We start from the raw sequence: 23,860 nt of genomic DNA, 5'->3' as shown, positions 1-23,860 counted from the left end.
GGGCCACACTATCGACGATGGCGTGCCTGAACGCCACCGACCGTGGCCGGCCACTGCGCAGGAAACCCACCCGTCCTGTCATACACTAGCCCGTCGTTTGCCACAGGGGCCGTACCGGTGTCGCCCTTGCGATACCCCGGAAACCACCCATGACCAACCGTCCTCCCATGCGCGTGCAGGTCCGCCTGCCCGGCGCGCCGCAACCGCCTGCCGACCGTCGCCGCCTGCTGGTGATCGGCGGCATCTGGCTGCTCAGCCTGGTGCTGGCGGTGCTTGGCGGCTGCTGGATGGCCACCCCGCGCGATGCCCAGGGCCAGCGCCTGCAGGCCGCCGAGAAGCGTGCCGAGGCGCTGCAGGCGCAGCTGACCGAGCTGCGCCAGAAGCAGGCCACGCTGGAAGCCTCCGACCGCATCAGCCGTGCCGCAAATACCGAGGTGCAGTCCTCGTTGGCCGAGCGCGATGAGGAAATCGCCGGGCTGCGCGCCGATGTTGCCTTCTATGAGCGGCTGGTCGGCTCGACCAGCCAGCGCAAGGGCCTGAACACCCATTCGATCGAGTTCAGCCCGGAAGCGGCCGGCACCTGGCAGTACACCGCCGTGCTGACCCAGAACCTCAACCGCGGGGCCATCAGCCAGGGGCAGATGCGCTTCACCGTGGAAGGCGTGAAGAACGGCAAGCTGGCCACGATCAGCTGGGATGATCTGCACCAGCGCAGCAAGGTGCCGGGACAGGACTACTCGTTCCGGTACTTCCAGCAGCTCACCGGCAGCGTGATGCTGCCGGCTGACTTCACCCCGCAACGCGTGCGGGTGACATTGGGGAGTGGTACGGGGGGTACCACCCAGGTATTCGACTGGAAACAGGCCGGTGCGCCGGCCAGCAAAGGGGAGTAGGCAGATGTTCGGAAGCAGCAAATCCAACCGTGAAGGCCAGCTGGTGGTGGATGCCCTGATCGGCAACCAGGTGGTGATCCGCGGTGATGTGGAATTCAGTGGTGGCCTGTATGTGGAAGGCCGCATCCACGGCAAGGTGATCGCCGCCGAAGGCGCCAGTGGTGCGACCCTGACGGTTGCCGAGCACGGCGTGATCGAAGGTGAGATCCGGGCCCAGGTGGTGGTCATCAGTGGCCGCCTGGACGGCGATGTACACGCTACCGAGAAGGTCGAGTTGACCCCGAGCGCACGGGTCAATGGCAACGTCCATTACCAGGTGGTGGAGATGAACGCGGGCGCGCAGCTGAACGGCCGCCTGATCCATGCCAGCGCCCCGATGGCAGCCTTGCCGGCGCCGGAAGGCGAAGACGCCCATGATGGCAAGGGCGATACCGCCGCGCGTCGCAAGCTGGCCGAGGCGATGGCTTGAAAGCCGTCGTCGGCACCCCCATGCTGGCAGCATGAGCACGCTAGTCTCCCTGCCCGGCGCCACCTCGGTTGCCGCGCCCGATTACCAATCGCTGGAGCGCCCGCTGAACTTCACCGAGTCGGCGGCCGCCAAGGTCAAATCCCTGATCCAGGAAGAGGGCAACCCCGACCTGGCCCTGCGTGTGTACATCGAGGGAGGCGGCTGTTCGGGCTTCCAGTACGGGTTCGAGTTCGACGAGAACCGTGCCGAGGATGACCTGGCGGTACAGACCAGCGGTGTGACCCTGCTGGTCGACCCGCTGAGCCTGCAGTACCTGATGGGCGCGGAGGTGGATTACACCGAGAGCCTGACGGGTGCCCAGTTCGTGATCCGCAACCCGAACGCAAAGACCACCTGCGGCTGCGGCAGCAGTTTCAGCATGTAAGCAGGGCGCGGGGCCTGTGTCCCGCGCGACAAGGTGTGTGGAGCAAGCTCCACACCCACAGACGGTTTCCGCAAAGCCTGCGGCTTGCCACCTGCATCGATTGGCGGCACGCTTGGCGGATGCCCAATACTCCTTCGCCGCTTTCCGGTTTTGCCTTCGTTGGCGAACCGTTGGAGCGCGCCGATGCCCTGCGCGAAGATGCCGATGCACTGGCGCGCCTGTGGCCGGGCGCGCGCATCCTCGTCCTCGATCACGATGGCAGCGCCTTCACCGGCGATGACGACCAGCCGCTGGCGCTGACCGGCGCCGACGTCGGCGGTGGCCCGGGCGCCGCAGTTTTCCTGGGGCTTCGCGGTGATCAGGCATGGTTCTCGGTCGAAGCCACCCATGTCACCGTGAGCGCGCCACGCCGACTCGATCTGCGCCAGGCTGCATTGTTGTGGCCGATGGCCGATGCCACCGCTTTCAGCTATGCCCGTGGCATGTCCTACTGGCACTCGCGCACCCGCTTCTGCGGCGTATGCGGCGGCGCGGTGGCGTTTGCCCGTGGCGGCTTCGTCGGCCGTTGCGCGCAGTGTTCCACCGAACACTATCCGCGCGTCGATCCGGCGGTGATCGTCGCCGTGGAAAACCAGGGCCGGCTGCTGCTGGGCCGACAGTCGAACTGGGCCCCGCGCCGTTACTCGGTGCTGGCCGGCTTCGTCGAACCTGGCGAGACCTTCGAGCAGACCGTGGTGCGCGAAGTCCATGAGGAGAGCAAGGTGCGGGTGACCGCCTGCCAGTACCTCGGTTCGCAGCCGTGGCCGTTCCCCGGCGCGCTGATGGTCGGCTTCCGTGCACAGGCGCATGACGACCTGCCGACCGTGGATGGCGAGCTGGAAGACGCGCGCTGGTTCAGTGCCGACGAGGTCGGCGCCGCGTTGGCGCGCGATGTGGAGGACGACGGCCAGGGCATCCGCCTGTCGCCACCGATCTCGATTTCGCGGAGCCTGATCGAACACTGGTACCGCCAGCAGCGGGGCTGAGCCGGCGTTTCGGCCGGGCCGATCGTGGCAGCTGTATTGCCGCCACCTGAACACGGCCCGGGTTACAGTCCGGTTCACCCGCGAGGGCACCACTGCGACAGGTAAGGTAGCGGCGCCGAGCGTTCTGTTTCGTAGGGAGACCTGCCATGTTCACCACTCTGGCCGCCGTGCTGGTGGCGCTGGCCCTGGGCCACGTTGCCCCGGCCGCTGCCGCCTCGATGCGCCGTTTCGACGGCTTCCGGCGCTGGCTGGGCTGGCTGGACGCGCGTGGTGGCAAGGCCTGGCAGGGACCGGCTGGAGTGGCGCTGGCGCTGCTGCCGCCGTTGCTGCTGATGGGGCTGCTGGCGTGGCTGCTGCGCGGAGTGCTGTTCGGCCTGCCGTCGCTGCTGCTGGGCGTGGCCGTGCTGGCCTGGTGCTGGGGGCCGCGCGACCTGGATCGCGATATCGAAGCCATCATTGATGCGGACGACGCCGCGACGCGGCAGGCAGCCGTGCGCAACCTGCAGGCCGCCGGTGGCAGCCTGCGCGAAGACGTGCCGTCGCTGGTCGAAGCGACCGTGCTCAATGCGCTGCGTCGCTGGTTCGCGGTGCTGTTCTGGTTCCTGCTGCTGGGCCCGGTCGGTGCGCTGGGCTACCGCTTGCTGGCGTTGATGGCGGAAAGCCCGATGCGTGCACGCGTGCCGGTGGAGCCGCTGGCGCTGGCGCAGCGCCTGCTGGGCTGGATCGAGTGGCCGGTAGCGCAGCTGATGGCGTTCTCGATGGCGCTGGTCGGCAACTTCGATACGGCGTGGAAGGCCTGGCGCCAGGCCCATGGCGAACGCCTGGTCGGCACCATCGGGTTCCTGGGCGCGGTGGCGCGGGCCAGCGTCAACGCCGAGCTGCGCGAGGACGCGCACGATTACACCGAGGCGGGGCTGTTGCCGGTGTGGCAGCGGCTGCCGGACCTGCGTGATGCGATGAGCCTGGTGTGGCGGATGCTGCTGCTGTGGCTGGCGATCCTCGCCCTGCTGGTGATTGCAGGCTGGGTGACGTAGTTGTTTTGCAGGGCTTGCAGCCCTGCACCTGCAGAGGCAACAGCAACAGCGGCTCTGGGTTGCTGACGGTTGGGCGGGGAGGTGTGGGGCTGCAGGACACGCCGTAAACCCCCAAACCGGCCCAGCCGCTGGCGGCTGTGCGTTCAGGCGCTTGCGAAGCAGTGCTTCGCAAGCAAAGCGCCCTCACCCCTGGAGGCTCGATGGCGCCATCCATGGCGCCAACGGTCCTGCGGCCCCACACCGCCCCACCCCCGACAGTTTCCCGGTGACGGTGGGTCAACTGCGACTGCCGGTGGGTGTCGACCTTGGTCGACACGGTAGATCCACGCCATGCGTGGATGCAGAGCGAAGCGATCCGCTTCCGCTTTTGATCTTCTCTTTCTTTTCCGTGGTGGACGCACACGGAAACTGTCCGTGGCCGGGCGGGATGGGTTTGCGGGGGTGTCCGCGGCATGGATGCCGCGGCCAAGCGTCCACGGACGGATTCACGGCGTCCCCCGCAAACCCATCCCGCCCGGCCGACCCCAAGGCTTCTGCCTTCAAACGCCGCCCGCCACGAGGGGCTGCGCCGTTGGCTGGAATCCTAGACCGGTGCCAGCGCCGTGAACGGTGCCCACGGCAGGTTACGCAGCAGCGCATACCCGGGCAGTACCCAGAGCCAGAACGTGGGATTGGCCAGCACCCGCATCAGCGGGTCCAGCAGGCGCGGACGGATGCCGGCGACGTTCAGCAGCATCAGCAGGAGGAAGGGCAGGCTGATGACCAGCAGCGGGTTCATCGCCATCGCGCCGGGCAGGTCGAAATGGACCAGCGAATACAGGCAGCGGGTGCTGCCACAGCCCGGGCAGTACAGGCCGGTCAGCGCGTACAGCGGGCAGCTCGGCAAGGGATTGCCGGCGACATACGGATTGACGTTGCGCAGCACCAGCGCGGCACCGGCGGCCAGGCCGGTGGCGGCCAGCAGTGGTGCCCAGCGGGCCAGTCGGGATCGGGTGGGCAGGGCGGACATGCAGCAACGGATCCGGCGCAGGCGCCGGATCCGTCCACGCGGATCAGTAGCCGCTGTTGCTCATCGCACCCATGCCGCCGAGAGCGACGATCAGGATGCCGTACAGCACGCCGACCACGACGGCGGCAATGGCCGACCAGATGGCCCACTTCTTGGCCTTGGCCGAGGATTCCTGGGCACCGGCGATGTCGCCAGCGGCCAGCTTGCCGTTGACCTGGGCGGCGTAGACGATCGACACGATGCCGGCCGGCAGGCAGCAGAACAGGGTGCTCAGGATGGCCCAGACCAGATTGTTCGGGACCTGCGGAGTGGCGGTATTCATGGGTTCAAGCTCCTTGATGGGTGGTGGTGGTGAATCATTGGTCGGAAAGAGCGCCCAGTACGGCCAAGCCGCCGAACAGCCCGAACCACAACAGCAACAGGACCGGCAGGGCCACGGCCGAAGCCACCGCCCACCAGCCCGCCTTGCGCGACGCGCTGTAGGCCCCCGGCAGGTCGCCGGCCGCGCGGCGGCCATCGACCTGGGAGGCATAGACGATCGACACCACGCCCAACGGCAGGCAGCAGAACAGCGTCGTCAGGATCGCCCAGACCAGATGGTTGGGGATGTAGACGGGACGGCTGAGCGGTGGCGGTTGATTCAAAGCAAGACTCCATTCCTTGGTGGCCGGCCTTGGTGCATTGGCCGAACCTCCCCCCTGTGGGTGCGTAATCTACCTCAACCTGCGCTGCATGTATGCGTTTACAGTCAGATGGTGGTGTGTGTGGCCCTTGACTGGGCGCTATTTGACGGGCCTATGTCATGAGACAGAGGCCGTCATTCCGAGGATTGGGGCTATCGCCTGGAAGCGCTACCGACGGCCGCCGGGCCGATCAGGCGTGATCGCCACGCAGGGACCGCACCTGCGCCTCCAGCACCGGGGCGCGGGTGGCGTGGCCATCGACGGCCGGTGCCGCCACGACCTCGACGGTAGCGCGGAAACGGCGCGGCACCCGCATGCGGCCGAGGCGGCTGTCGCGGCGACTCCACATGCTCGACCACATGCCGCGCAGCGCCATCGGCACCACCGGCACCGGCCGGCGCTCGAGGATCTTCTCGACGCCGGACTTGAACGGCGCCATCTCCCCGTCGCGGGTCAGCGCACCCTCGGGGAAGATGCAGACCAGTTCGCCTTCGGCCAGCGCAGCGTCGATCTCGTCGAACGCCCGCTGCATCAGTGCCGGGTCTTCGCGCGCACCGGCGATCGGGATTGCCTTGGCGGTCCGGAAGATCCAGCGCATTACCGGGATGTTGAAGATCCTGTAGTACATGACGAAGCGCACCGGGCGCGGAATGGTCGCCGACAGGATCAGCGCGTCCATGTAGCTGACGTGGTTGCAGACCAGCAGCGCGGCGCCTTCGTCGGGCACGTTGGCCTCGATGCCGTGCGGGCGCAGCCGGTACAGGGTGCGCACCATCAGCCAGCTGAGGAAGCGCATCAGGAATTCGGGGACGATGGTGAAGATGTAGATCGCCACCAGCGCGTTGGCGATGGCCAGCGCCAGGAACTGCTGCGGAATGGTCCAGTGCAGCAGCGTGTGCGCGGCCAGCGACAGCAACGCCGCAGCGACGATGAAGCCCGAGTTCTGGATGTTCAGTGCGGCGAACACGCGCGACATCTGCGCCTTCGGCGTGCGGCTCTGGATCAGTGCGAACAGTGGCACCACGAAGATGCCGGTGAACAGGCCGATGCCGACCAGGTCGATGACGATGCGGATGCTGCCGGGCTGCTGCAGGAACGGCGCGATGGTCAGTCCGTGCACCGTCGCTTCGCCGCTGCGGGCGAAGTACAGGTCGAGCAGGAACGCGGTCATGCCGAACGCCCCCAGCGGTACCAGGCCGATTTCCACCGTACGGGCTGACAGCTTCTCGCACAGCAGCGAGCCGACGCCGGTGCCCACCGAGAACAGGGCCAGCGCGAAGATGTACAGGGTCGGCTCGCCGCCCAGGTTGGTCACCGCGTAGGCCGGTAGCTGCGAGGTCAGCACGGTGCCAACGAACCAGAACCAGGACACGCCCAGGATCGAGTTGCGCACGGCCTTCTGCTGGCGCGCCATGCGCAGTACCGCGAGCGATTCCGGCAACGGGTTCCAGTTGATCTTCAGGGTCGGGTCGCCTGCATCGACCCTGGGAATCAGGCGCGCGGCGATGTTGCCGCAGATCGCCAGGGCGATGATCGCGCACGCAGCCACCACCGTGCCGTGGCTCCCGGCCACGGTGAACACCAGGCCGCCGACGATCATGCCGGAGAGGATCGACATCGAGGTCCCCATCTCGACCAGGCCGTTGCCGCCGGTCAGTTCCTCGGGCCTGAGCACCGACGGCAGCACCGAATACTTCACCGGGCCGAACAGGGTCGATTGCATGCCGGTGCAGAACAGGGCGACCAGCAACACCGGCAGGCTCTGGGTGAGGAAGCCGGCCGCCGCCAGCGACATGATCACGATCTCCATGGTGGTGGTGATCACGATCAACCGCGATTTTTCCAGTTTGTCGGCGATCTGCCCGGCCAGTGCCGAGAACAGGAAATACGGCAGGATGAAGATGGCCGGTGCCAACGTGGCGTACAGCCCGAGTTCCTCCTCTGGCACGGCCATGAACAGCAACATGCTGATGATCGCTTGCCGGTACACGTTGTCGTTGAAAGCACCGAGCGCCTGTACCACGAAGAACGGCAGGAAACGGCGCTGGCGGAGCAGGGCAAACTGGTTGTGACCGGACATGGAACCTCCTTGACCGGCGCAGCCTAGCATTCCTGCCCATCCGCTGTGGGTGCGGACCTGTGGGTGCGGACCGTTGGTCCGCACACCTGCCGTCGGACTCAGACGATATCGTCGACCACGCCACCATCCACGCGCAGTGCCGCACCGGACGTGGCCGAAGCCTGCGGCGACGCCAGGTACACCACCATGTTGGCCACTTCCTCGACCGTGGCAGTGCGCTGGATCACCGAGGACGGCCGGTGTGCCATCACGAACTCGCGGCCGATCTGCTCCAGCGGCTTGCCGCTGCGCCGGCGTTCATCCTCGAACATCGCCGCGAAGCCATCGGACAGGGTCGGGCCAGGCAGCACCGCGTTGACGGTGACGCCGCTGCCGGCCACGCGCTTGGCCAAGCCGCGCGACAGTGACAGCTGCGCGGTCTTGCTGACCCCGTAATGGATCATGTCGACCGGGATGTTGCGCGCCGATTCGGACGAAATGAACAGCACGCGGCCCCAGCCGGCATCGACCATCGCTGGCAGCAGCGCACGCGACAGGCGTACGCCGGACATCACGTTGGTCTGCCAGTAGCGCTCCCAGGTGGCGTCATCGGTCTGGAAGAAATCCTCTGGGCCGAAGATGCCAGCGTTGTTGACCAGGATGTCGACCCTCGGCAGCCCAGCCAGCAGCGTATCGACACCGGCCGCATCGGAGAGGTCGGCGGCGACACCCAATACGTCGGCTCCCGGCACGGCCGCGAGCAGATGCTGGCGGGCGCGCTCGACGCTGCTGGTGCTGCGGCCATTGACAATGACCCGCGCACCAGCGCTGGCCAGGCCTTGGGCGATGGCCAGGCCGATGCCGGCGGTGGAGGCGGTGACCAGCGCGGTGCGGCCGCTGAGTTCGATTTTCATGGTGATGATCCGGGGCGGGAGCTGCCCAGTATCCGCGTGGCGGCGTGATCGAACTGCATCGCCCGGTGCAACGCGCCGTTGCACGCGGCGCAGCAGATCCACGCCATGCGTGGATGGGATGCCCGATCAGCGATGAGGGATCAGGTCAGGTTGGTCACCGCCTCATTGGCCGCGGCACGCACCTTCGGCAGCATGCGCAGTACCAGCGCCATCTGGGTACGGATCAACTGCAGTTTCGGCGGCATCGCCTCGTCGATCTGCTCCAGCTCGGCAGCCACCGCGCGGTCGGCGTCGTTGTCATCGTCCGCGACGGGTTGCCGCGCGGTCAGCGCCGTCGCCAGCTGCTGAAGTGCCTTGCGCACGCGATCGCCCGCGGCCAGCGCCAGTGGATCGCCTGCGTAGCTGTCCACCTGGTCGCGGTGCGCACCCAGCGCCGACAGATGCCCCAGCAGCGTGTTGGACAGCGCCAGGAAGCGGAAGCCGGCATCCAGGTTGCGGCGCACGTGGCCGGGTTCGCGCAGCATGTTCGACAGTGCGGTGGACAGCGCGGCGTCGGCGTTGTGCATGTCGCGGCGGGCGATGCGGTAGGCCAGGTCGTCGCGCATGCCGCTGCGGTACTGGCCCAGCACCGAATCCAGGTAGCGAGCGGCAGTGTCCAGCACGCGTGCCAGGACGAGATGCAACTGGCGGCCCTGCCAGTCGGGCAGGATCAGGAACGCTGCCGCCGCTGCGATCGCGCAGCCCAACAGCGTATCGACCATGCGCGGTACGATCAGCACGAAGCCATCGCCGATCAGGTTGAAGCAGGTCAGCGCCATCACGGTGATCGCGGCTGATGCCACCAGGTAGCGGTCGGTGCGGGTGAAGAAGAACAACAGTGCCGACAGCAGTGCGATCAGCAGCTGTACGTGCAGCTGCGGGAACAGCTGCAGCAGTGCCCAGGTCAGCACCAGTCCGGCGACGGTGCCGACGATGCGCTGTGCCAGGCGCTGGCGGGTGGCGCCGAAGTTGGGCCGGCACACGAACACGATGGTCAGCAGTACCCATGAACCGTTCTGCGCATTGAACAGCCGGATCGCTGCAAAGCCGGCGATCAGTGCCAGTGCCATGCGCAGGCCATGGCGGAACAGCACCGAGCCGGGCGTGAGCTGCTGGCGGATGCGCACGCCCATCTCGCGCAGGGTATGCGGGTTGCTGTCGCGCAGGCGGGTGTCGACGTTGTCCAGGCTGGCTTCGGAACGTTCGGCATCCAGCAGGCGGCGCTCGATGCTGCGCAGGTTGTGAACCAGCAGGTCCAGCGAGCCGAGCAGGCGCTGCCACTGCGGGCGCTGCTGGTCACGCAGGTAGGCGAGCGCGTCGGCCAGGTCGCGCCCGGCCTGCTGGTTGCTTTCGCCGTATACGAACGGACGACGCAGCCGGATCGCCTCGCCCAGGCGGGCACAGGCCTGGCCCTGCAGGTCGAGCAGGCGCTGGCAGCGGTAAAGCACATCGCTGTGGAAGAAGGCGTCCACCAGCGCGCCATACGGGTAGTGCGAGGAACTGGCGCGCTCGTGGAAATCCTGTGCCATGTAATACAGGCGCAGGTACAGGCCGGAGTTCACGCCCGGCCGCCCGGAACGGCCGAAGCGGGCCAGGATCGCGGTCTTGGCCTCGTTCAACGCACCGACCACGCGCCGGTTCTGTTCCGCCAGGTCGAGCTGGCGACGTTGCAGGTCGGCTTCGCGCACCGGCTCGAACAGCGCAGCCTTCAGCTGCAGGTAGCGGCCCAGCTCAACGTACAGCCGCGCCACGCGTTCGCGCACCGGCCGGTTGGCGAACAGCGCAGTCCACAGGATCGACAGCAGCCCGTACCAGGCTGCACCGGCCAGCAGATGGCTGACCGCGTCCAGCGCGCTGTGCAGGTCGCTGGCGCCATGCTGCTCCAAGCCGATCATGGTGTAGATCGCCAGCGTCACCGTGGCCTGGGCAATGGATGCGTAGCGCTCACCGAGCGCGCCAAGCAGGGTCAGGCCGAAGGTGGACAGTGCCAGCGCGCCGATGAAGATCCACGGCCACGGGAACAGCCAGATCACCGAGGCTGCCGCAATGCAGAAGCACAACAGTGACAACACCACGGCCTTGATCCGGCCCCACCAGTTGTCGTCCGTTTCTGCGATGGCGCTTGCGATGATGCCGAGGAATACGCCGGGCAGGGCGGTCAGCGCGTCGAACTGCCAGCACACGGCCACGGCCGCGGTCAGCGCGATGAACACGCGCAGGCCGTAGCTGGCCTTTTCGTGGGCCCACAGGCGGCTGAGGCGGGATTGGCGGGCGGACATGCAGGCTCGGTGGAAGGGTCTTCCACCATTATTGCGGGCTGCGCGTGAAATATGGAGGGCGGACCAACGGTCCGCACCCACGGTGCTGCCGGGCCCTACATGTCGAACCGCACGCTCACAGCGAACGTGCGTGGCAGGCCTGTGCCGGCGTTGGACCAGTACCTCCGGTTGGCCAGGTTCTCGACGCTGGCGCGCACGGTCACCGGATGACCGGAGGCGAGCAGGCGGTAGCCGATGCCTGCATTGACCAGCGTGTAATCGGGCAGCTTCAGGGTGTTGTCGGCGTCGTACCAGACATCGCCGTAGTAGCGCACCGCGGCGTATGTTTCCAGGCCATCCACCCACGGCAGCTGGTAGGTGGCGTGCACGGCCCCGCTCCAGCGTGCCGCACCGGCGGTACGGTTGCCCTCCTGTGCAGCGCTGGCCGGGGACAGCCTGTCGTAGGTCGGGTCCAGCCAGGTGACGCCTCCGCCAATCGTGAGGACATCGCTGAGGTGCAGGTCGGCACTGGCCTCGATGCCTTCGTACAGCGTGATGCCGTCCTGCACCAGGCGCTTGCCGGCCGGTGTGAATTCATCGATGTTGGCGCCACGCTCCAGCCGGAACACCGCCACGTTCGCGTTCCAGCGCGCGGCCTCGGCCTTCGCGCCGATCTCGTACTGCTTGCTGAGGGTCGGGTCGAGCACATCACCGGCGTTGATGTAGTTGTTGCCTACGCGGCTGCCCGCTTCCAGCGATTCGATGTAGCTGGCGTAGAGGGTGACCGCCTCGCTGGGCTTGAACATCACGGCATAGGTCGGTGTGACCGGATAGGTGTGGTAGCGGCCCTTGGTCTCGTAATCGTTGTAGCGCCAGCCCGCCAGCACCGACCAGCCGCTGCCGAGATCGACGGTATCGCTTGCGAACACGGCCTGCTGCACGGTCTCGTCGCCGCGGGTCATCACCCGTGAACCGACGGCGTCATGGCGGATGGCATGGCGCTGGTACAGGTTGGCGCGGCCGATCAGGCTCCATTCGTAGGGACGGTCCCAGCCCAGCCCGGTCTGGTGACTGATGCCTGCCACCACCTGATGCTGCAGCGGACCGGTGTGGAAGCTGCCCTACAGCATCGCCTGCGCCAGCTTCCACTCGCTCTTGCCACCCAGTTCATAGACGTTGACGTCATAGTCGCCATTGGGCGAATCGATGTAGGCGAAGATCTTGTTGACGTCATTCCACGAGGTGGTGACGCCATAACTCAGGCTGGTTTTCCAGTCGCTGTTGATCTGCCAGTCCAAGCGGGTCGACAACAGGCTGGAACGAGTGTCGTAGTAGGTGCCGGGGACACTGTTGCCGGTATTCCCGGCGATCGGTCGCGGCAACGAGGTCAGTCCGCGGAAGTAGTACTGCGGCGATTCCTCGCGCAGGTCGCGTGACTGGAACACGCCGTCGAAGGTCCAGATCAGTGCGTCGCTCAGGCGCGCGTCCAGCGACAGTGCGCCCACCTTGCGATCGACGTGGCCACCATTGAAGGTCTCACCCTTTTCCTCGAAAGCATTGAAGCGATAACCGAACATCTGCTCGTTGCCGAAGCGGCCGCCGACGTCCATCCCGGCACTGACGATGCCCTGCTCGCGCCAGCCCAGCTGGGTGGAGAAGGTGGGCGTATCGGTCGGCTTCTTGGTGATGTAGTTGACGATGCCACCGGGGGCACCGAAACCGTAAAGGAATCCGCCCGGGCCTTTCAGCAGATCGACCTGTTCCATCACTTCCAGCGGCCACTCGGTACCCCACGAGGAGACCTGCAGGCCATTGACCCGATAGCTGTCGAAGTTCAGGTCGATGCCACGGTTGCGGATCGGCGAACTCCAGCCACTGGCATAGGCGCTGACCTGGGTGGTGACCGAAGGGTCGAGCAGGAACGCTTCGCCCAGCGAGACCACTTGGCGCTGCTCGATCTGCTCGCGGCCCACGGCGGTGATCGCAAACGGGGTATCACGCAGCACGCGATCACCAAGGGCGCCAGTATCGGCGTGGGTGCGTTCGGCGGTGACCTTCACCGCATCCAGATCGGTGGCACTGCGGTTCCGATGGGTGCGCTCGGGAACGGACTGGGCATGCGCGGCGCAGGCCAGTGACAGGGAAACGGCAAGCAGGGCCGGGCGGCAGAGTGGGTGCAGGAGCATGGTTCAGTCATCCTCGGCGAACGGCCACGCGCCATCCGCCCGCATGGGGGAAAGGTTGATGGCTGGGATCACGCAGGCTTGCCGGAGAGGGCAGCGGGGCGCCGCGAAGGGGCGCAGGACCATGGCTGGAGGGGAATTGTTCTCTTTTCGTTACAGCACGTCAAACCCGGAGGCGTGCGGACCAACGGTCCGCACCCACCCTCCGTGCCGGTGGTAGTGCCGGCCGCTGGCCGGCAGATTCGCAGCCCCTAGAAGTAGATCCACGCCATGCGTGGATGGGCTCTACTACGCCCGCTGCGCGCGCTTGAGCAGCTTCGCTTCGCGCCTGCGCACGCGACGGGCGCGCCAGCGCTCGGCCAGGCAGGAGAAGATCACGTACAGCGCCGGCGTACTGAGCAGGGTCAGGCTTTGCGAGAACAGCAGGCCGCCGATCATCGCGATGCCCAGCGGGCGGCGCAGCTCGGACCCTTCACCCAGGCCGATCGCCAGCGGCACTGCGGCCAGGATCGCGACCATCGTGGTCATCATGATCGGGCGGAAGCGCACGATGCTGGCCTCGCGTGCGGCATCGCGCGGCGCCAGCCCATGCTCGCGCTGCGCCACCAGTGCGAAGTCGATCATCATGATCGCGTTCTTCTTGACGATGCCGATCAGCAGCACCAGCGCGATCATCGAGATCACCGACAGCTCGGTGTTGGTGCCGAACAGGGCCAGCAGCGCACCGACACCGGCCGCCGGCAGCGTGGACAGGATGGTGACCGGGTGGATCAGGCTCTCGTAGAGCATGCCCAGTACCAGGTACACGGTCAGGATTGCGGCGAACACCAGGATCAGCATGTCGCTGGGATCGGAGTTGAAGCCGAAGCCCGCATCGTCGGCCAGGCGGATGTCGCCGGGCATGCGCATGCCGGCCACGGTCGCGTCGATGATCGCCTTGGCCTCGCCCATGCTCACGTTGGGAGCCAGGTTGTAGCTGAGGTCCATCGTCGTGTACTGGTTCTCGTGGGTGATCTGCGATGGGGCCAGGCCAGGCATCTGCGTGGCCACCGCGGTGATCGGCACCATGTCGCCGTTGCGCGCACGCACGTACACCTCATCCAGCGCCGCCGGGGTGGCGGTCTGCGAGGGCAGGGCATTGACCACCACGCTGTACTGGTTGATGTCCGAATAGATGGTGGAGATCTGGCGCTGGCCGAACGCACCGTACAGCGCGCCGTCGATGGCGCCCACCGTGATGCCCAGGCGCGCGGCCTTTGCGCGGTCGATCTGGATGTTCTGGCGCAGGCCGGCATTGTCCACGTCGGTGCCGACGTCGCGCAGCTTCGGGTTCTTCTTCAGTTCCGCCTGCAGCTTGGGCAGCCATTCCTGCAGTGCGGCCAGGTCGTTGCCCTGCAGCGAAATGCGGTACTGCGCGCCCTGGCTGGAGCCGCCGCCATCGTTGCTGGGCAGGTCCTGGATCGCGCGCAGGCGCAGCTGCAGGTCGGGATAGCGATCGGCCTTGGCGCTGAGGCGCGCCAACGCATGCGCGGTGGTTTCGCGGCGGCCGTCGCTGCGTGATTTCAGCTCGATGCTGAACTGTGCACTGGAGCCCTGGCGGCCGCTGCCCAGGCGTACACCCACCGTCTTCACCGCCGGGTCGGCCATCAGCATGTCGGTGATGCGGCGCTGGCGCGCGACCATGTCCTCGAACGACACGGTGGCACTGGAGTTGGCGCGGCCCCAGATCAGGCCGGTGTCCTGCGGCGGGAACGCGCCCTTCTTCACCGCGCCGAACAGGAAGATGGTGACGCCGATCAGGATCAGTGGCGTCAGCGACAGCAGCAGCGCGTGGCGCAGCGAGAAATCGAGGAACACGGTGTAGATGCGCAGCATCCGCTCGTGGCCGGCGTCCAGCCAGCGGCCAAAGCGCGACGGCGGCGCGCTGTGGTCGTGCGCGCTGAGGAAGCGGCTGCACAGCGCCGGGGTCAACGTCAGCGAGACGATCATCGAGACCACGATGGCCGCCACCAGGGTGACGGTGAACTCGCGGAAGAACGCGCCCATCATGCCACTGGCGAACAGCAGCGGGATGAACACCGCCACCAGCGAGGCGGTGATCGAGACGATGGTGAAGCCGATCTCGCGCGCACCGGTCAACGCCGCCTGCATGCGCGGCATGCCCTCGTCGAGGTGGCGCATGATGTTCTCGATCACCACGATCGCATCGTCGACCACGAAGCCGATCGCGATCACCAGCGCCAGCAGGCTCAGATTGTTCAGGGTGAAGCCCATCACGTACATCACCAGCGCGGCGCCGGCCAGCGACAGCGGCACGGTCACCGCCGCGATCAGGGTGGGTGCCAGCCGGCGCAGGAACAGCGCCATGGTCAGCACCACCATCGCCAGGCTGATCAGCAGGGTGACCTGCACTTCATGCAGCGACGAACGGATGGTCGGCGTACGGTCGAAGTACGGCGTCATCGTGGTGCCCGGCTGCAGGTAGTCGCGCAGGGTCGGGATCTGCGCCTTGACCCGGTCTACGGTCTCCACGATGTTGGCGCCGGCGCGGGTGAACACGTACATCACCACCGCCGGCTTGTGGTCGAACCACGCCGCTTGGTAGGCATCCTGCTGGCCGTCGTAGACGTTGGCGATGTCCTTCAGCCGGATCACCCGGCCGTCGCCCTGGGTCTTGACCACCAGGTCGGCGAAGTCGGCGGCGCGCGCCACCGAGTCGTTGGCGATGATCGCCGTGGTGGTGTTGCCATCGCTGAGGAAGCCGGTGGGCGAGGTCACGTTGGCCGCGCGCACTGCGTTGCGCAGGTCATCGGCGGTCAGGCCCAACGCGTTCATCAGGCGCAGGTTGACATCCACGCGCACCGCAGGCGTCGACGCGCCAGCGATGTCGACCGAGGCGACGCCGCTGATCTGGCGGATGCGCTGCGCCAGCAGCGAGTCGGCCACGTTGTAGAGCTCGTCGGCCGACTGCGTCTGCGAGGTCAGCGCGATGGCGATCACCGGGTCGTCGTTCGGGTTCGCCTTCTGGTACATCGGCGAGCCCATGCCCGAGGGCAGGTCGGCCTGAGCCGAGTTGATCGCCGTTTGTACATCCAGTGCCGCCGAATCGATGTTGTGGCCGCTCTGGAAGATCATGAACACCAGCGAGCTGCCTTCCGAGCTCGACGAGCGCATGCGATCGATGCCCGGCAGCTGGCCGAGATGGCGTTCCAGCGGCGCGGTGACCGTCGAGGCCATGGTCGCCGCGTCGGCGCCGGACTGGCTGGCATGCACGAAGATCACCGGGATCTCGATGTTCGGCAGCGCCGATACGCCCAGGCGCAGGTAGCAGATCAGGCCGACCATGAACAAGCCGATGGCCAGCAGTGCGGTGCCGATCGGGCGGCGGATGAAGGGGCCGGACAGGTTCATCGTGCGGCCCCCCACGGCAGCGGGGCGTGGATCATGCCTGCGGCTCCTGCAGCGAACCGTCGCGCAGCGCACGCTGTTCGCGGCGGCGCGCCAGCCACTCGGAGAAGCGCTCCATGTACAGGTAGATCACCGGCGTGGTGTACAGGGTCACCAACTGCGACAGCAGCAGGCCGCCAACGATGGCGATACCCAGCGGGCGGCGCAGCTCCGAACCGATGCCGGTGCCCAGCGCCAACGGCAGCGCGCCAAGCATGGCCGCGGCGGTGGTCATCATGATCGGGCGGAAGCGCAGCAGGCAGGCGCGGCGGATCGCCTCGTGCGCGTTGGCGCCGGCGCGGCGGGCTTCGATGGCGAAGTCGACCATCATGATGCCGTTCTTCTTGACGATGCCGATCAGCAGCACGATGCCGACGATGCCATCCACCGACAGGCTCAGCCCGCACAGCATCAGCGCCAGCAGCGCGCCGACACCGGCCGGCGGCAGCGTGGAGATGATCGTGATCGGGTGGATGTAGCTCTCGTAGAGCACGCCCAGCACGATGTAGATCACCACCAGCGAGGCCAGCAGCAGCCACACCACGTCGGTCTGGCTGCCGGTGAACTCGGCGGCCTTGCCGATGAACTCGGCATGGAGGTGGGTGGGCATGTCCAGGCTGTCCTTGGTCTCCTGGATCGCTCGCACCGCTTCGGACAGCGAATAGCCCGGCGCCACGTTGAACGACACCGTCACCGCCGGCAGCTGCTGCTGGTGGCTGACCACCAGCGGTGCGCTGCTCACCTTGCCTTCGGCCAGCGCCGACAGCGGAATGATGTTGCCGGCGCCGACGGTGATGCCGGTGTTCTGCGCGCCGATGCCGGTGGCGGTGGACGAGTTGGAGGAGGTGACCTGGCCGAAGCTGGTGGCATTGGTGCCGGTCAATGCGCCGGCGCCGTTGGAGGCGACCGCCAGCTGTTCCATCAGCGCGGTGCTGGTGCGGAACTCCGGTGCCACTTCCAGCACCACGCGATACTGGTTGAGCTCGGTGAAGATGGTCGAAATCTGGCGCTGGCCGAACGCATCGTAGAGCGTGTCGTCGATGGTCTGCATCGGCACGCCCAGCACGCTGGCCTTGTCGCGGTCGATGTTCAGCTCCAGGGCGCGGCCCTGGTTGGACAGGTTGTTGTCGACGTCGGCCAGTTCCGGGCGCTTGCGCAGCGCTTCGGTCAGGCGCGTGGCCTGGGTCGCCACCGTCGCCGAATCCACGTCCGACAGCGAGTACTGGTACTCGGTGGCGGCCACGCGGGTATCGAGGGTTACGTCCTGCACCGGCTTCAGGTACAGCGCCACGCCCGGAATGCCGGCCACTGCCTTCTGCAGGCGCGGCAGGATCTCCTCCAGCCCATCGCGCTGGCTGCGCTCCTTCAGCACGATCGACAGCTGGCCCTGGTTGAGGGTGGGGTTCATGCTGCCGGCGCCGATGAAGGCCGACACGCCGGTCACGTCTGGATCCTGGCGCAGCGCTTCGGCCACCTGCCTGGTGCGCTGCTCCATCTGCGGGAAGGCGATGTTCTGGTCGGCCTGCACCACGCCGGTGATCAGGCCGGTGTCCTGTTCGGGCAGCAGGCCCTTGGGGATCAGCACGTACAGCAGCACGGTCAGCACCAGCGCGCCACCGGCCACGGCCAGGGTCAGCCGCTGGTGGCCAAGCACCCAGTCCAGGCTGTGCTCGTAGAGGCCGACGGTGCGCGTCCACAGGTTCTGCTTGCCGGCCGCCGCCGCGCGCTCATGCGCGTCCTCGCCCTCGGGCAGGGCATCGGGCTTGAGCAGGTAGGCGCACATCATCGGGGTCAGCGTCAGCGAGATCAGCATCGACAGCACCACGGCGATGCTCAGCACCCACGCGAACTCGTGGAACAGGCGGCCGGTGACGCCGGGCATCAGCAGCAGCGGCAGGAACACCGCCACCAGCGAGACCGTCAGCGACAGCACGGTGAAGCCGATCTGGCGTGCGCCGATCTCGGCCGCTTCCTTGCCACTCTTGCCCTGCTCGATGTAGCGCACGATGTTCTCGATCATCACGATCGCATCGTCGACCACGAAGCCGGTGGCCACCACCAGCGCCATCAGCGAGAGGTTGTCCAGCGACATGCCGGCGAAGGCCATCACCGCGAAGGTACCGGCCAGCGAGAGCGGTACTGCCACCGACGGGATGATCGTGGCCCACAGGCGGCGCAGGAACACGAAGATCACCGCCACCACCAGGCCGATGGTGAGGATCAAGGTGAACTGCACCTCATGCACCGAGGCGCGGATGGTCTCGGTGCGATCGTTGAAGATCTCCAGGTGCACGTCGGCTGGCAGCACGCCCTGCAGCTGCGGCAGGATGGCGCGGATGCGCTCGACGGTCTGCACGATGTTGGCACCGGGCTGGCGGCGCACTTCCAGCAGTACCGCCGGCTTGCCGTCGGCCCAGGCGGCAAGCTGGTCGTTCTCCACGCCATCGATCACCTCGGCCACGTCCGACAGCCGCACCGGGCGGCCATTCTTGTAGCTGATGATGGTGTCGCGGTACTCGGCGGCGCTGGCCAGCTGGTCGTTGGTGCCGATGCTGTAGGACTGGGTCTTGCCGTTCAACGAGCCCTTGGGCGCATTGACGTTGGCCTGGGTCAGCGCGCTGCGCAGCTGTTCCAGGGTCAGCCCCATGTTCGACAGCTGCGCCGGATTGACCTGGATGCGCACGGCGGGCCGCACGTTGCCGGCAATCGAGACCAGGCCCACGCCCTGCACCTGCGACAGGCGCTGGGCCAGGATGGAATCGGCGTAGTTGTTGACGTCGCGCAGCGGGCGCGTGTCAGAGGTCAGCTTCAGGGTGACGATGGCCGCGTCGGCCGGATTCACCCGGTTGTAGACCGGCTGGTAGGGCAGCGACGAGGGCAGGGTGGCCTGGCGGATCGCCGCCTGCACGTCCTGCGCGGCGATGTCGATGTCGCGGTCCATCGAGAACTGCAGGATGATCGTCGACAACCCGGCCGACGAGTCCGACGTCATCAGTTCCAACCCGGAGATCTGCCCGAACTGGCGCTCCAGCGGGGTGGTGACCAGCGAGGCCATGGTGGTGGCATTGGCGCCGGGGTACTGGGTGGTGACCACCAGGCTGGGCGCATCGATTTCCGGCAGCGCCGACACCGGCAGCTTGCGGTAACCGAGGATGCCCAGCAGCAACAGGCCCGCCATCAACAGCGAGGTGGCGATCGGGCGGCGGATGAAGATCGTCGAAAAGCCCACGGACTGATCCTTGCTGGCACTTCAATGTCGGCGCCGGCGGGTCCGCCGGCGCGAGGGAGAACCGTGGCCTGCGCTCAGCGCGGGCCACCACCGCGACGGCCACCGCCGCCCGCGTTCTTCTGTTCGGCCGCCTTCAGTTCGGCCTCGGTCGGCGCGGCCGGGGTCTCGCCCGGCTTCAGCGCGGTGACCTTGCTGCCCGGCTTCAGGCGGAACTGGCCTTCGCTGACCACCCGCTCGCCGCCCTTGAGGCCTTCGGCGATCTGCACCTGGCTGTCGCCCACTTCCACGCCGCTGCGCACGGTCTGCATCTTCACCGTGTTGTCGCCCTGCACGACATAGACGTACTCGCCGTCCGGGCCACGCAGCACCGCCTGGGTCGGAATGACCACGCCGCCGCCGATGGTGCGCAGCTGCATGCGCACGTTGACGAACTGGCCCGGCCACAGGCCGTTGTCGGTGTTGTCGAATACGGCGCGCGCCTTGAACGTGCCGCTGTCGGCACTGATCAGGTTGTCGACCACATCGAGCTTGCCGTCGCCGGACAGCACGTGCGAATCGGCGCGGTCCAGCGCCGCCACGGGCACCGTGCCGGCGGCCTGCGCCTGGCGCACATCGCCGAGCTGGCGCTCGGGCAGGTTGAACAGCACGTGGATCGGATGGATCTGGGTCAGCGTGACCAGCGCGGTACCGGCGCTGACCACGTTGCCGGCGTCGACCGCACGGATGCCGGCGATGCCTGAGATCGGCGCGGTGACCCGGGTGTACTGCAGCTGCACCTGCGCCGAGCGCATGCTGGCCTCGTTGGCGGCCACGGCGCTTTCGTACTGTGCCACTTGGTTTCGCTGTGTATCCAGATCGGTCTTGGCGACGTACTGGCGATACTCCGGCGCGTTCGAGCGCTGGTAGTTGGAGCGCGCGGTGGCCAGCAGGGCCTCGTTCTGGCGCTTGGCTGCCGCGGCCTGGTCGTAGCTGGCCTGGGCGGTGCGCGGATCGATCACCGCCAGCACATCACCCTGCTTCACTTCCTGGCCTTCACGGAAATTCAGGCTCATCAGCTGGCCGCCGACCTGCGGGCTGACAGTGACGGTGTTCATCGCGGTCACCGTACCCAGCGCGCTGGCATACACCGGCACGTCCTGGCGCATGGCCTCCACCACGGTCACCGGCACTGGACCGGCATTCGGATCTTCGCCGCCCTGGCGCGCGCCCGCAGCAGGTTTTCCAGCCTTGTCCTTGCCCCCGCCGATGACGCGCAGGCCGACCACGGCCAGCACCAGGATCGCCACGACCAGCAGCACGATCTTCCAAACACGTGACATTACGAGGACTCCGAGAGGGCTGGACCGGACGGGACGCCGGGACAATGCGCAAAGCATACCTGTGCCACATCACGTTTCCTGCATGACGGATGGGACGGGCGCTAAGACCGGATGCGGCGCCGGAGGTTCCCGTGGCGCCGGTGTTGCCCTACATTCAGCTGGAACCCTCTTGCTGTGGAGATTGCGATGCGCCGTTCGCTGCTGCTGTCCGCCCTGCTGCTGGCCCTGCCGGCGCTTGCCCATGCCCAGGACGGGCAACGCCCGGAAGTGACCGCCGCCGCGCAGCGGCTGCAGGCCCGGGTGGTCGAATGGCGCCGTGATTTCCACCAGCACCCGGAGCTGTCCAACCGCGAGGCGCGCACCTCGGCCGAGGTCGCCAAGCGCCTGCGTGCGATGGGCCTGAAGCCGAAGACCGGCATCGCCCACCACGGCGTGGTGGCGATCATCGAAGGCGGCAAGCCGGGTCCGAAGATCGCGTTGCGCGCGGACATGGACGCGCTGCCGGTGACCGAGCAGACCGGCCTGCCGTTCGCCTCCAAGGCCACCGACCAGTACCGCGGGCAGACCGTGGGCGTGATGCATGCCTGTGGCCACGACGCGCACACCGCGACGCTGCTGGGCGTGGCCGAAGCGCTGGTATCAATGAAGAAGGACCTGCCGGGCCAGGTGATGCTGATCTTCCAGCCGGCCGAGGAAGGCGCGCCGCCGCCGGAAGAGGGCGGTGCGGCACTCGTGCTGAAGGAAGGGCTGTTTGCCGATTTCAAGCCGGAGGCCGTGTTCGGCCTGCATGTGTTCTCCAGCGTGCAGGCCGGCCAGATCGCGGTGCGCGGCGGCCCATTGATGGCCGCCTCGGATCGCTTCGGGATCAAGGTGATCGGTCGCCAGACGCATGGCTCGGCACCGTGGAACGGTGTTGACCCGATCGTCGCCACCGCCGATCTGGTCGGCACCGCACAGACCATCGTCAGCCGCCGCGCCAACCTGTCCAAGCAACCGGCGGTGCTGACCTTCGGCGCGATCAACGGCGGCATCCGCTACAACATCATTCCCGATGAAGTGGAGATGGTCGGCACCATCCGCACCTTCGACGAAGGCATGCGCCAGCAGATCTTTGCCGACCTGCGCAACGTGGCCGAGCACACGGCCGCCGCGCACGGTGCGAAGGCGGTGACCGACATCTACGAATCGGAGGGCAACCCGGCCACGGTGAACGACCCGGCGCTGACCGCGAAGATGCTGCCGAGCCTGCAGGCGGTGGTCGGCAAGGACAATGTGTACGAGCCGCCGTTGCAGATGGGTGCGGAGGATTTCTCGCTGTACGCGAAGGAAGTGCCGGGCATGTTCTTCTTCGTCGGGTCCACCAGCGTGGGCATCGACCCGGCGACGGCGCCGGCCAACCATTCGCCGAAGTTCCTGCTGGATGAGAGGGCACTGGATGTGGGACTGCGGGCGTTGCTGCAGGTGAGCCTGGATTACCTGCACGGTGCCGGCACTCCTGCGGGGTAAGGGTTACCGGCAGGGCTTGCAGCCCTGGGTACGCGACATCGCATGCGCGCTGTCGCTCCCACAGTTCGCTGCGCGAACGGTGGGCCCCCCTTACCAGCTTCCAGACCCCTGCCGCTTCGCGGCCGCCCCCTGACTCAGGGGGCTTTCCTCCAGACCCGATCCCGTGGCTTGCCGGTAGATCCACGCCATGCGTGGATGGCAGACATCGAAAATGTCCGAAGGATCGGATTTTGATTTTCTGATCTTTCCCGTGGTGGATCGGCGGCAGAAATGTGTCGGGGGGCCGGGCGGGTGGGGCTGGCGGGGTATCCGCGCCATGGATGGCGCGGCTAAGCCTCCAGGGACGGATTCACGGCGTCCCCGCCAGCCCCATCCGCCCGGCCCACTCCCGGGAATCCAGGCTTTCGACGACCCAACACCCCACCACGGAGGGGGCTCCGCCGTTGGCCGGCCGGCCGAAGGCCCGCCCTCCGCGCGATACAATGCCCACCATGAACACCCCACAGGATTCCAGCCTCGGTCGCGAGGTCAGTTACCCGTCGCAGTACGATCCCGGCCTGCTGTTCCCGATCCCCCGTAGCGGTGCCCGCGTCGAGATCGGCCTCGATGACGCCGCGCTGCCGTTCGTCGGCCACGACCGCTGGCATGCCTTCGAGCTGAGCTGGCTCGATCCGCGCGGCAAGCCGCAGGTGGCCGTCGCCACCGTGCAGGTGCCGTGCACCTCGCCGCAGTTGATCGAATCGAAGTCGTTCAAGCTGTACCTCAACTCCCTCAACAGCACCCGCGTCGACAGCGCCGAGGCACTGCGCGAGCGCCTGGTGGCGGATCTGTCGGCCTGCGCCGGTGCGCCGGTCCAGGTCGAGTTCGGCCTGCCGGAGCTGCGAGAGACGCCGCTCGGCGAATCCATCGACGGGCTGGACGTGGAGATCGATTGCTACGGCCCGCCGCAGGCCGACTTCCTTGCCGCCGATGCGGGCGAGGTGGTGGAGGAGACCCTGGTTTCGGCGTTGCTGAAGTCCAACTGCCCGGTCACCGGCCAGCCGGACTGGGCCACGGTCAGCCTGCGTTACCGTGGGCCGAAGATCGACCGCGCCGGCCTGCTGCGCTATCTGGTCAGCTACCGCGAGCATGCGGAGTTCCACGAGCAGTGCGTTGAGCGGATCTTCAGCGAGGTGTCCGCGCGCTGCCGGCCGCACTGGCTCGAGGTTGAGGCCCGCTACACCCGCCGTGGTGGCCTGGACATCAACCCTTGGCGTGCCAGCCCCGGCATCGCCGCCCCGGCTGCGACCTACCGCGAGCTGCGGCAGTAACCGCCGCAGTCGGATACCCGTTGTGCCGGGCCATGCCCGGCGAGCGCCGGCCAGCGGCC

Annotated in this window: 16 protein-coding genes and 1 pseudogene; 7 read left to right on the top strand and 10 right to left on the bottom strand. The window is 67.3% G+C overall.

The genetic code is table 11. The features are described from left to right. Positions 1 to 149: 149 nt before the first annotated feature. The 5 genes from ACSDHM_RS17225 to ampE all read left to right on the top strand — a co-directional run bounded on the left by ACSDHM_RS17225 (position 150) and on the right by ampE (position 3,845). Positions 150 to 893 carry a DUF6776 family protein gene (locus tag ACSDHM_RS17225; RefSeq protein WP_005419791.1) on the top strand — a complete coding sequence of 248 codons (744 nt, stop codon included), beginning with the start codon at positions 150 to 152 and terminating at the stop codon, positions 891 to 893. Positions 894 to 897: 4 nt separating this feature from the next. Further along, positions 898 to 1,362 carry a bactofilin family protein gene (locus tag ACSDHM_RS17220; RefSeq protein WP_053497672.1) on the top strand — a complete coding sequence of 155 codons (465 nt, stop codon included), beginning with the start codon at positions 898 to 900 and terminating at the stop codon, positions 1,360 to 1,362. Positions 1,363 to 1,393: 31 nt separating this feature from the next. Next, complete coding sequence (gene erpA / locus ACSDHM_RS17215; RefSeq protein ID WP_252744863.1) at positions 1,394 to 1,786, top strand: iron-sulfur cluster insertion protein ErpA; 393 nt, start codon at positions 1,394 to 1,396, stop codon at positions 1,784 to 1,786. Between the two features lie 119 nt (positions 1,787 to 1,905). After that, entirely contained in the window at positions 1,906 to 2,811 is a 906-nt protein-coding gene (nudC, locus tag ACSDHM_RS17210; RefSeq protein ID WP_088497350.1) for an NAD(+) diphosphatase, read from the top strand. A 146-nt stretch (positions 2,812 to 2,957) separates the two neighbouring features. Continuing rightward, on the top strand, positions 2,958 to 3,845 hold the full coding sequence (gene ampE / locus ACSDHM_RS17205; RefSeq protein ID WP_088497349.1) for a regulatory signaling modulator protein AmpE: 888 nt from the start codon (positions 2,958 to 2,960) through the stop codon (positions 3,843 to 3,845). A 583-nt stretch (positions 3,846 to 4,428) separates the two neighbouring features. On the opposite strand, the gene ACSDHM_RS17200 is transcribed toward ampE, so the two are convergent. The 10 genes and pseudogenes from ACSDHM_RS17200 to ACSDHM_RS17155 form a co-directional block, all read right to left on the bottom strand. Beyond that, positions 4,429 to 4,854, bottom strand: a complete 426-nt coding sequence (locus ACSDHM_RS17200; RefSeq protein ID WP_005419786.1) for a DUF2752 domain-containing protein — start codon at positions 4,852 to 4,854, stop codon at positions 4,429 to 4,431. Positions 4,855 to 4,897: 43 nt separating this feature from the next. Beyond that, on the bottom strand, positions 4,898 to 5,176 hold the full coding sequence (locus tag ACSDHM_RS17195; protein WP_005419785.1) for a CD225/dispanin family protein: 279 nt from the start codon (positions 5,174 to 5,176) through the stop codon (positions 4,898 to 4,900). A gap of 34 nt (positions 5,177 to 5,210) precedes the next feature. Beyond that, positions 5,211 to 5,498: a CD225/dispanin family protein gene (locus ACSDHM_RS17190; RefSeq protein ID WP_005419784.1), complete on the bottom strand. Its 288-nt coding sequence runs from the start codon at positions 5,496 to 5,498 to the stop codon at positions 5,211 to 5,213. Positions 5,499 to 5,727: 229 nt separating this feature from the next. Further along, positions 5,728 to 7,617: an MFS transporter gene (locus tag ACSDHM_RS17185; RefSeq protein ID WP_353762325.1), complete on the bottom strand. Its 1,890-nt coding sequence runs from the start codon at positions 7,615 to 7,617 to the stop codon at positions 5,728 to 5,730. A gap of 98 nt (positions 7,618 to 7,715) precedes the next feature. Beyond that, complete coding sequence (locus tag ACSDHM_RS17180) at positions 7,716 to 8,510, bottom strand: SDR family NAD(P)-dependent oxidoreductase (protein ID WP_111200489.1); 795 nt, start codon at positions 8,508 to 8,510, stop codon at positions 7,716 to 7,718. A 140-nt stretch (positions 8,511 to 8,650) separates the two neighbouring features. Continuing rightward, positions 8,651 to 10,828: a YccS family putative transporter gene (gene yccS / locus ACSDHM_RS17175; RefSeq protein WP_072168920.1), complete on the bottom strand. Its 2,178-nt coding sequence runs from the start codon at positions 10,826 to 10,828 to the stop codon at positions 8,651 to 8,653. Between the two features lie 95 nt (positions 10,829 to 10,923). Next, positions 10,924 to 12,993 (bottom strand): annotated as a pseudogene (locus ACSDHM_RS17170) (TonB-dependent siderophore receptor). Between the two features lie 285 nt (positions 12,994 to 13,278). Next, entirely contained in the window at positions 13,279 to 16,401 is a 3,123-nt protein-coding gene (locus ACSDHM_RS17165; RefSeq protein ID WP_439426447.1) for an efflux RND transporter permease subunit, read from the bottom strand. A 31-nt stretch (positions 16,402 to 16,432) separates the two neighbouring features. Further along, positions 16,433 to 19,666, bottom strand: a complete 3,234-nt coding sequence (locus ACSDHM_RS17160; protein ID WP_334271149.1) for an efflux RND transporter permease subunit — start codon at positions 19,664 to 19,666, stop codon at positions 16,433 to 16,435. Positions 19,667 to 19,740: 74 nt separating this feature from the next. After that, positions 19,741 to 20,985 carry an efflux RND transporter periplasmic adaptor subunit gene (locus tag ACSDHM_RS17155; RefSeq protein WP_353762327.1) on the bottom strand — a complete coding sequence of 415 codons (1,245 nt, stop codon included), beginning with the start codon at positions 20,983 to 20,985 and terminating at the stop codon, positions 19,741 to 19,743. Between the two features lie 186 nt (positions 20,986 to 21,171). Here ACSDHM_RS17155 and ACSDHM_RS17150 point away from each other — a divergent pair, with 186 nt between their 5' ends. Both ACSDHM_RS17150 and queF read left to right on the top strand, forming a co-directional pair. Further along, on the top strand, positions 21,172 to 22,491 hold the full coding sequence (locus tag ACSDHM_RS17150) for a M20 family metallopeptidase (protein ID WP_439426446.1): 1,320 nt from the start codon (positions 21,172 to 21,174) through the stop codon (positions 22,489 to 22,491). A gap of 491 nt (positions 22,492 to 22,982) precedes the next feature. Then, positions 22,983 to 23,801 (top strand): NADPH-dependent 7-cyano-7-deazaguanine reductase QueF, encoded by an 819-nt coding sequence (gene queF / locus ACSDHM_RS17145; protein WP_439426445.1) that lies wholly within the window; start codon positions 22,983 to 22,985, stop codon positions 23,799 to 23,801. Positions 23,802 to 23,860: the final 59 nt, after the last annotated feature.

It is taken from the genome of Stenotrophomonas sp. T8 (assembly GCF_051853085.1).
In the GTDB taxonomy this organism is placed as follows: Bacteria; Pseudomonadota; Gammaproteobacteria; order Xanthomonadales; family Xanthomonadaceae; genus Stenotrophomonas; species Stenotrophomonas sepilia.
The sequence above is the reverse complement of the archived record's forward strand: the minus strand, read 5'-3'. Positions and strand labels throughout refer to the sequence as shown.

Bases quoted from the DNA above. Each gene is read 5' to 3' on its own strand.
- ACSDHM_RS17180 (WP_111200489.1), bottom strand. From the start codon at position 8,510: ATGAAAATCGAACTCAGCGGCCGCACCGCGCTGGTCACCGCCTCCACC.
- nudC (WP_088497350.1), top strand. From the start codon at position 1,906: ATGCCCAATACTCCTTCGCCGCTTTCCGGTTTTGCCTTCGTTGGCGAA.
- ACSDHM_RS17155 (WP_353762327.1), bottom strand. From the start codon at position 20,985: ATGTCACGTGTTTGGAAGATCGTGCTGCTGGTCGTGGCGATCCTGGTG.
- yccS (WP_072168920.1), bottom strand. From the start codon at position 10,828: ATGTCCGCCCGCCAATCCCGCCTCAGCCGCCTGTGGGCCCACGAAAAG.
- ACSDHM_RS17195 (WP_005419785.1), bottom strand. From the start codon at position 5,176: ATGAATACCGCCACTCCGCAGGTCCCGAACAATCTGGTCTGGGCCATC.
- ACSDHM_RS17165 (WP_439426447.1), bottom strand. From the start codon at position 16,401: ATGAACCTGTCCGGCCCCTTCATCCGCCGCCCGATCGGCACCGCACTG.
- queF (WP_439426445.1), top strand. From the start codon at position 22,983: ATGAACACCCCACAGGATTCCAGCCTCGGTCGCGAGGTCAGTTACCCG.
- erpA (WP_252744863.1), top strand. From the start codon at position 1,394: ATGAGCACGCTAGTCTCCCTGCCCGGCGCCACCTCGGTTGCCGCGCCC.
- ACSDHM_RS17150 (WP_439426446.1), top strand. From the start codon at position 21,172: ATGCGCCGTTCGCTGCTGCTGTCCGCCCTGCTGCTGGCCCTGCCGGCG.
- ACSDHM_RS17200 (WP_005419786.1), bottom strand. From the start codon at position 4,854: ATGTCCGCCCTGCCCACCCGATCCCGACTGGCCCGCTGGGCACCACTG.
- ACSDHM_RS17185 (WP_353762325.1), bottom strand. From the start codon at position 7,617: ATGTCCGGTCACAACCAGTTTGCCCTGCTCCGCCAGCGCCGTTTCCTG.
- ampE (WP_088497349.1), top strand. From the start codon at position 2,958: ATGTTCACCACTCTGGCCGCCGTGCTGGTGGCGCTGGCCCTGGGCCAC.
- ACSDHM_RS17225 (WP_005419791.1), top strand. From the start codon at position 150: ATGACCAACCGTCCTCCCATGCGCGTGCAGGTCCGCCTGCCCGGCGCG.
- ACSDHM_RS17220 (WP_053497672.1), top strand. From the start codon at position 898: ATGTTCGGAAGCAGCAAATCCAACCGTGAAGGCCAGCTGGTGGTGGAT.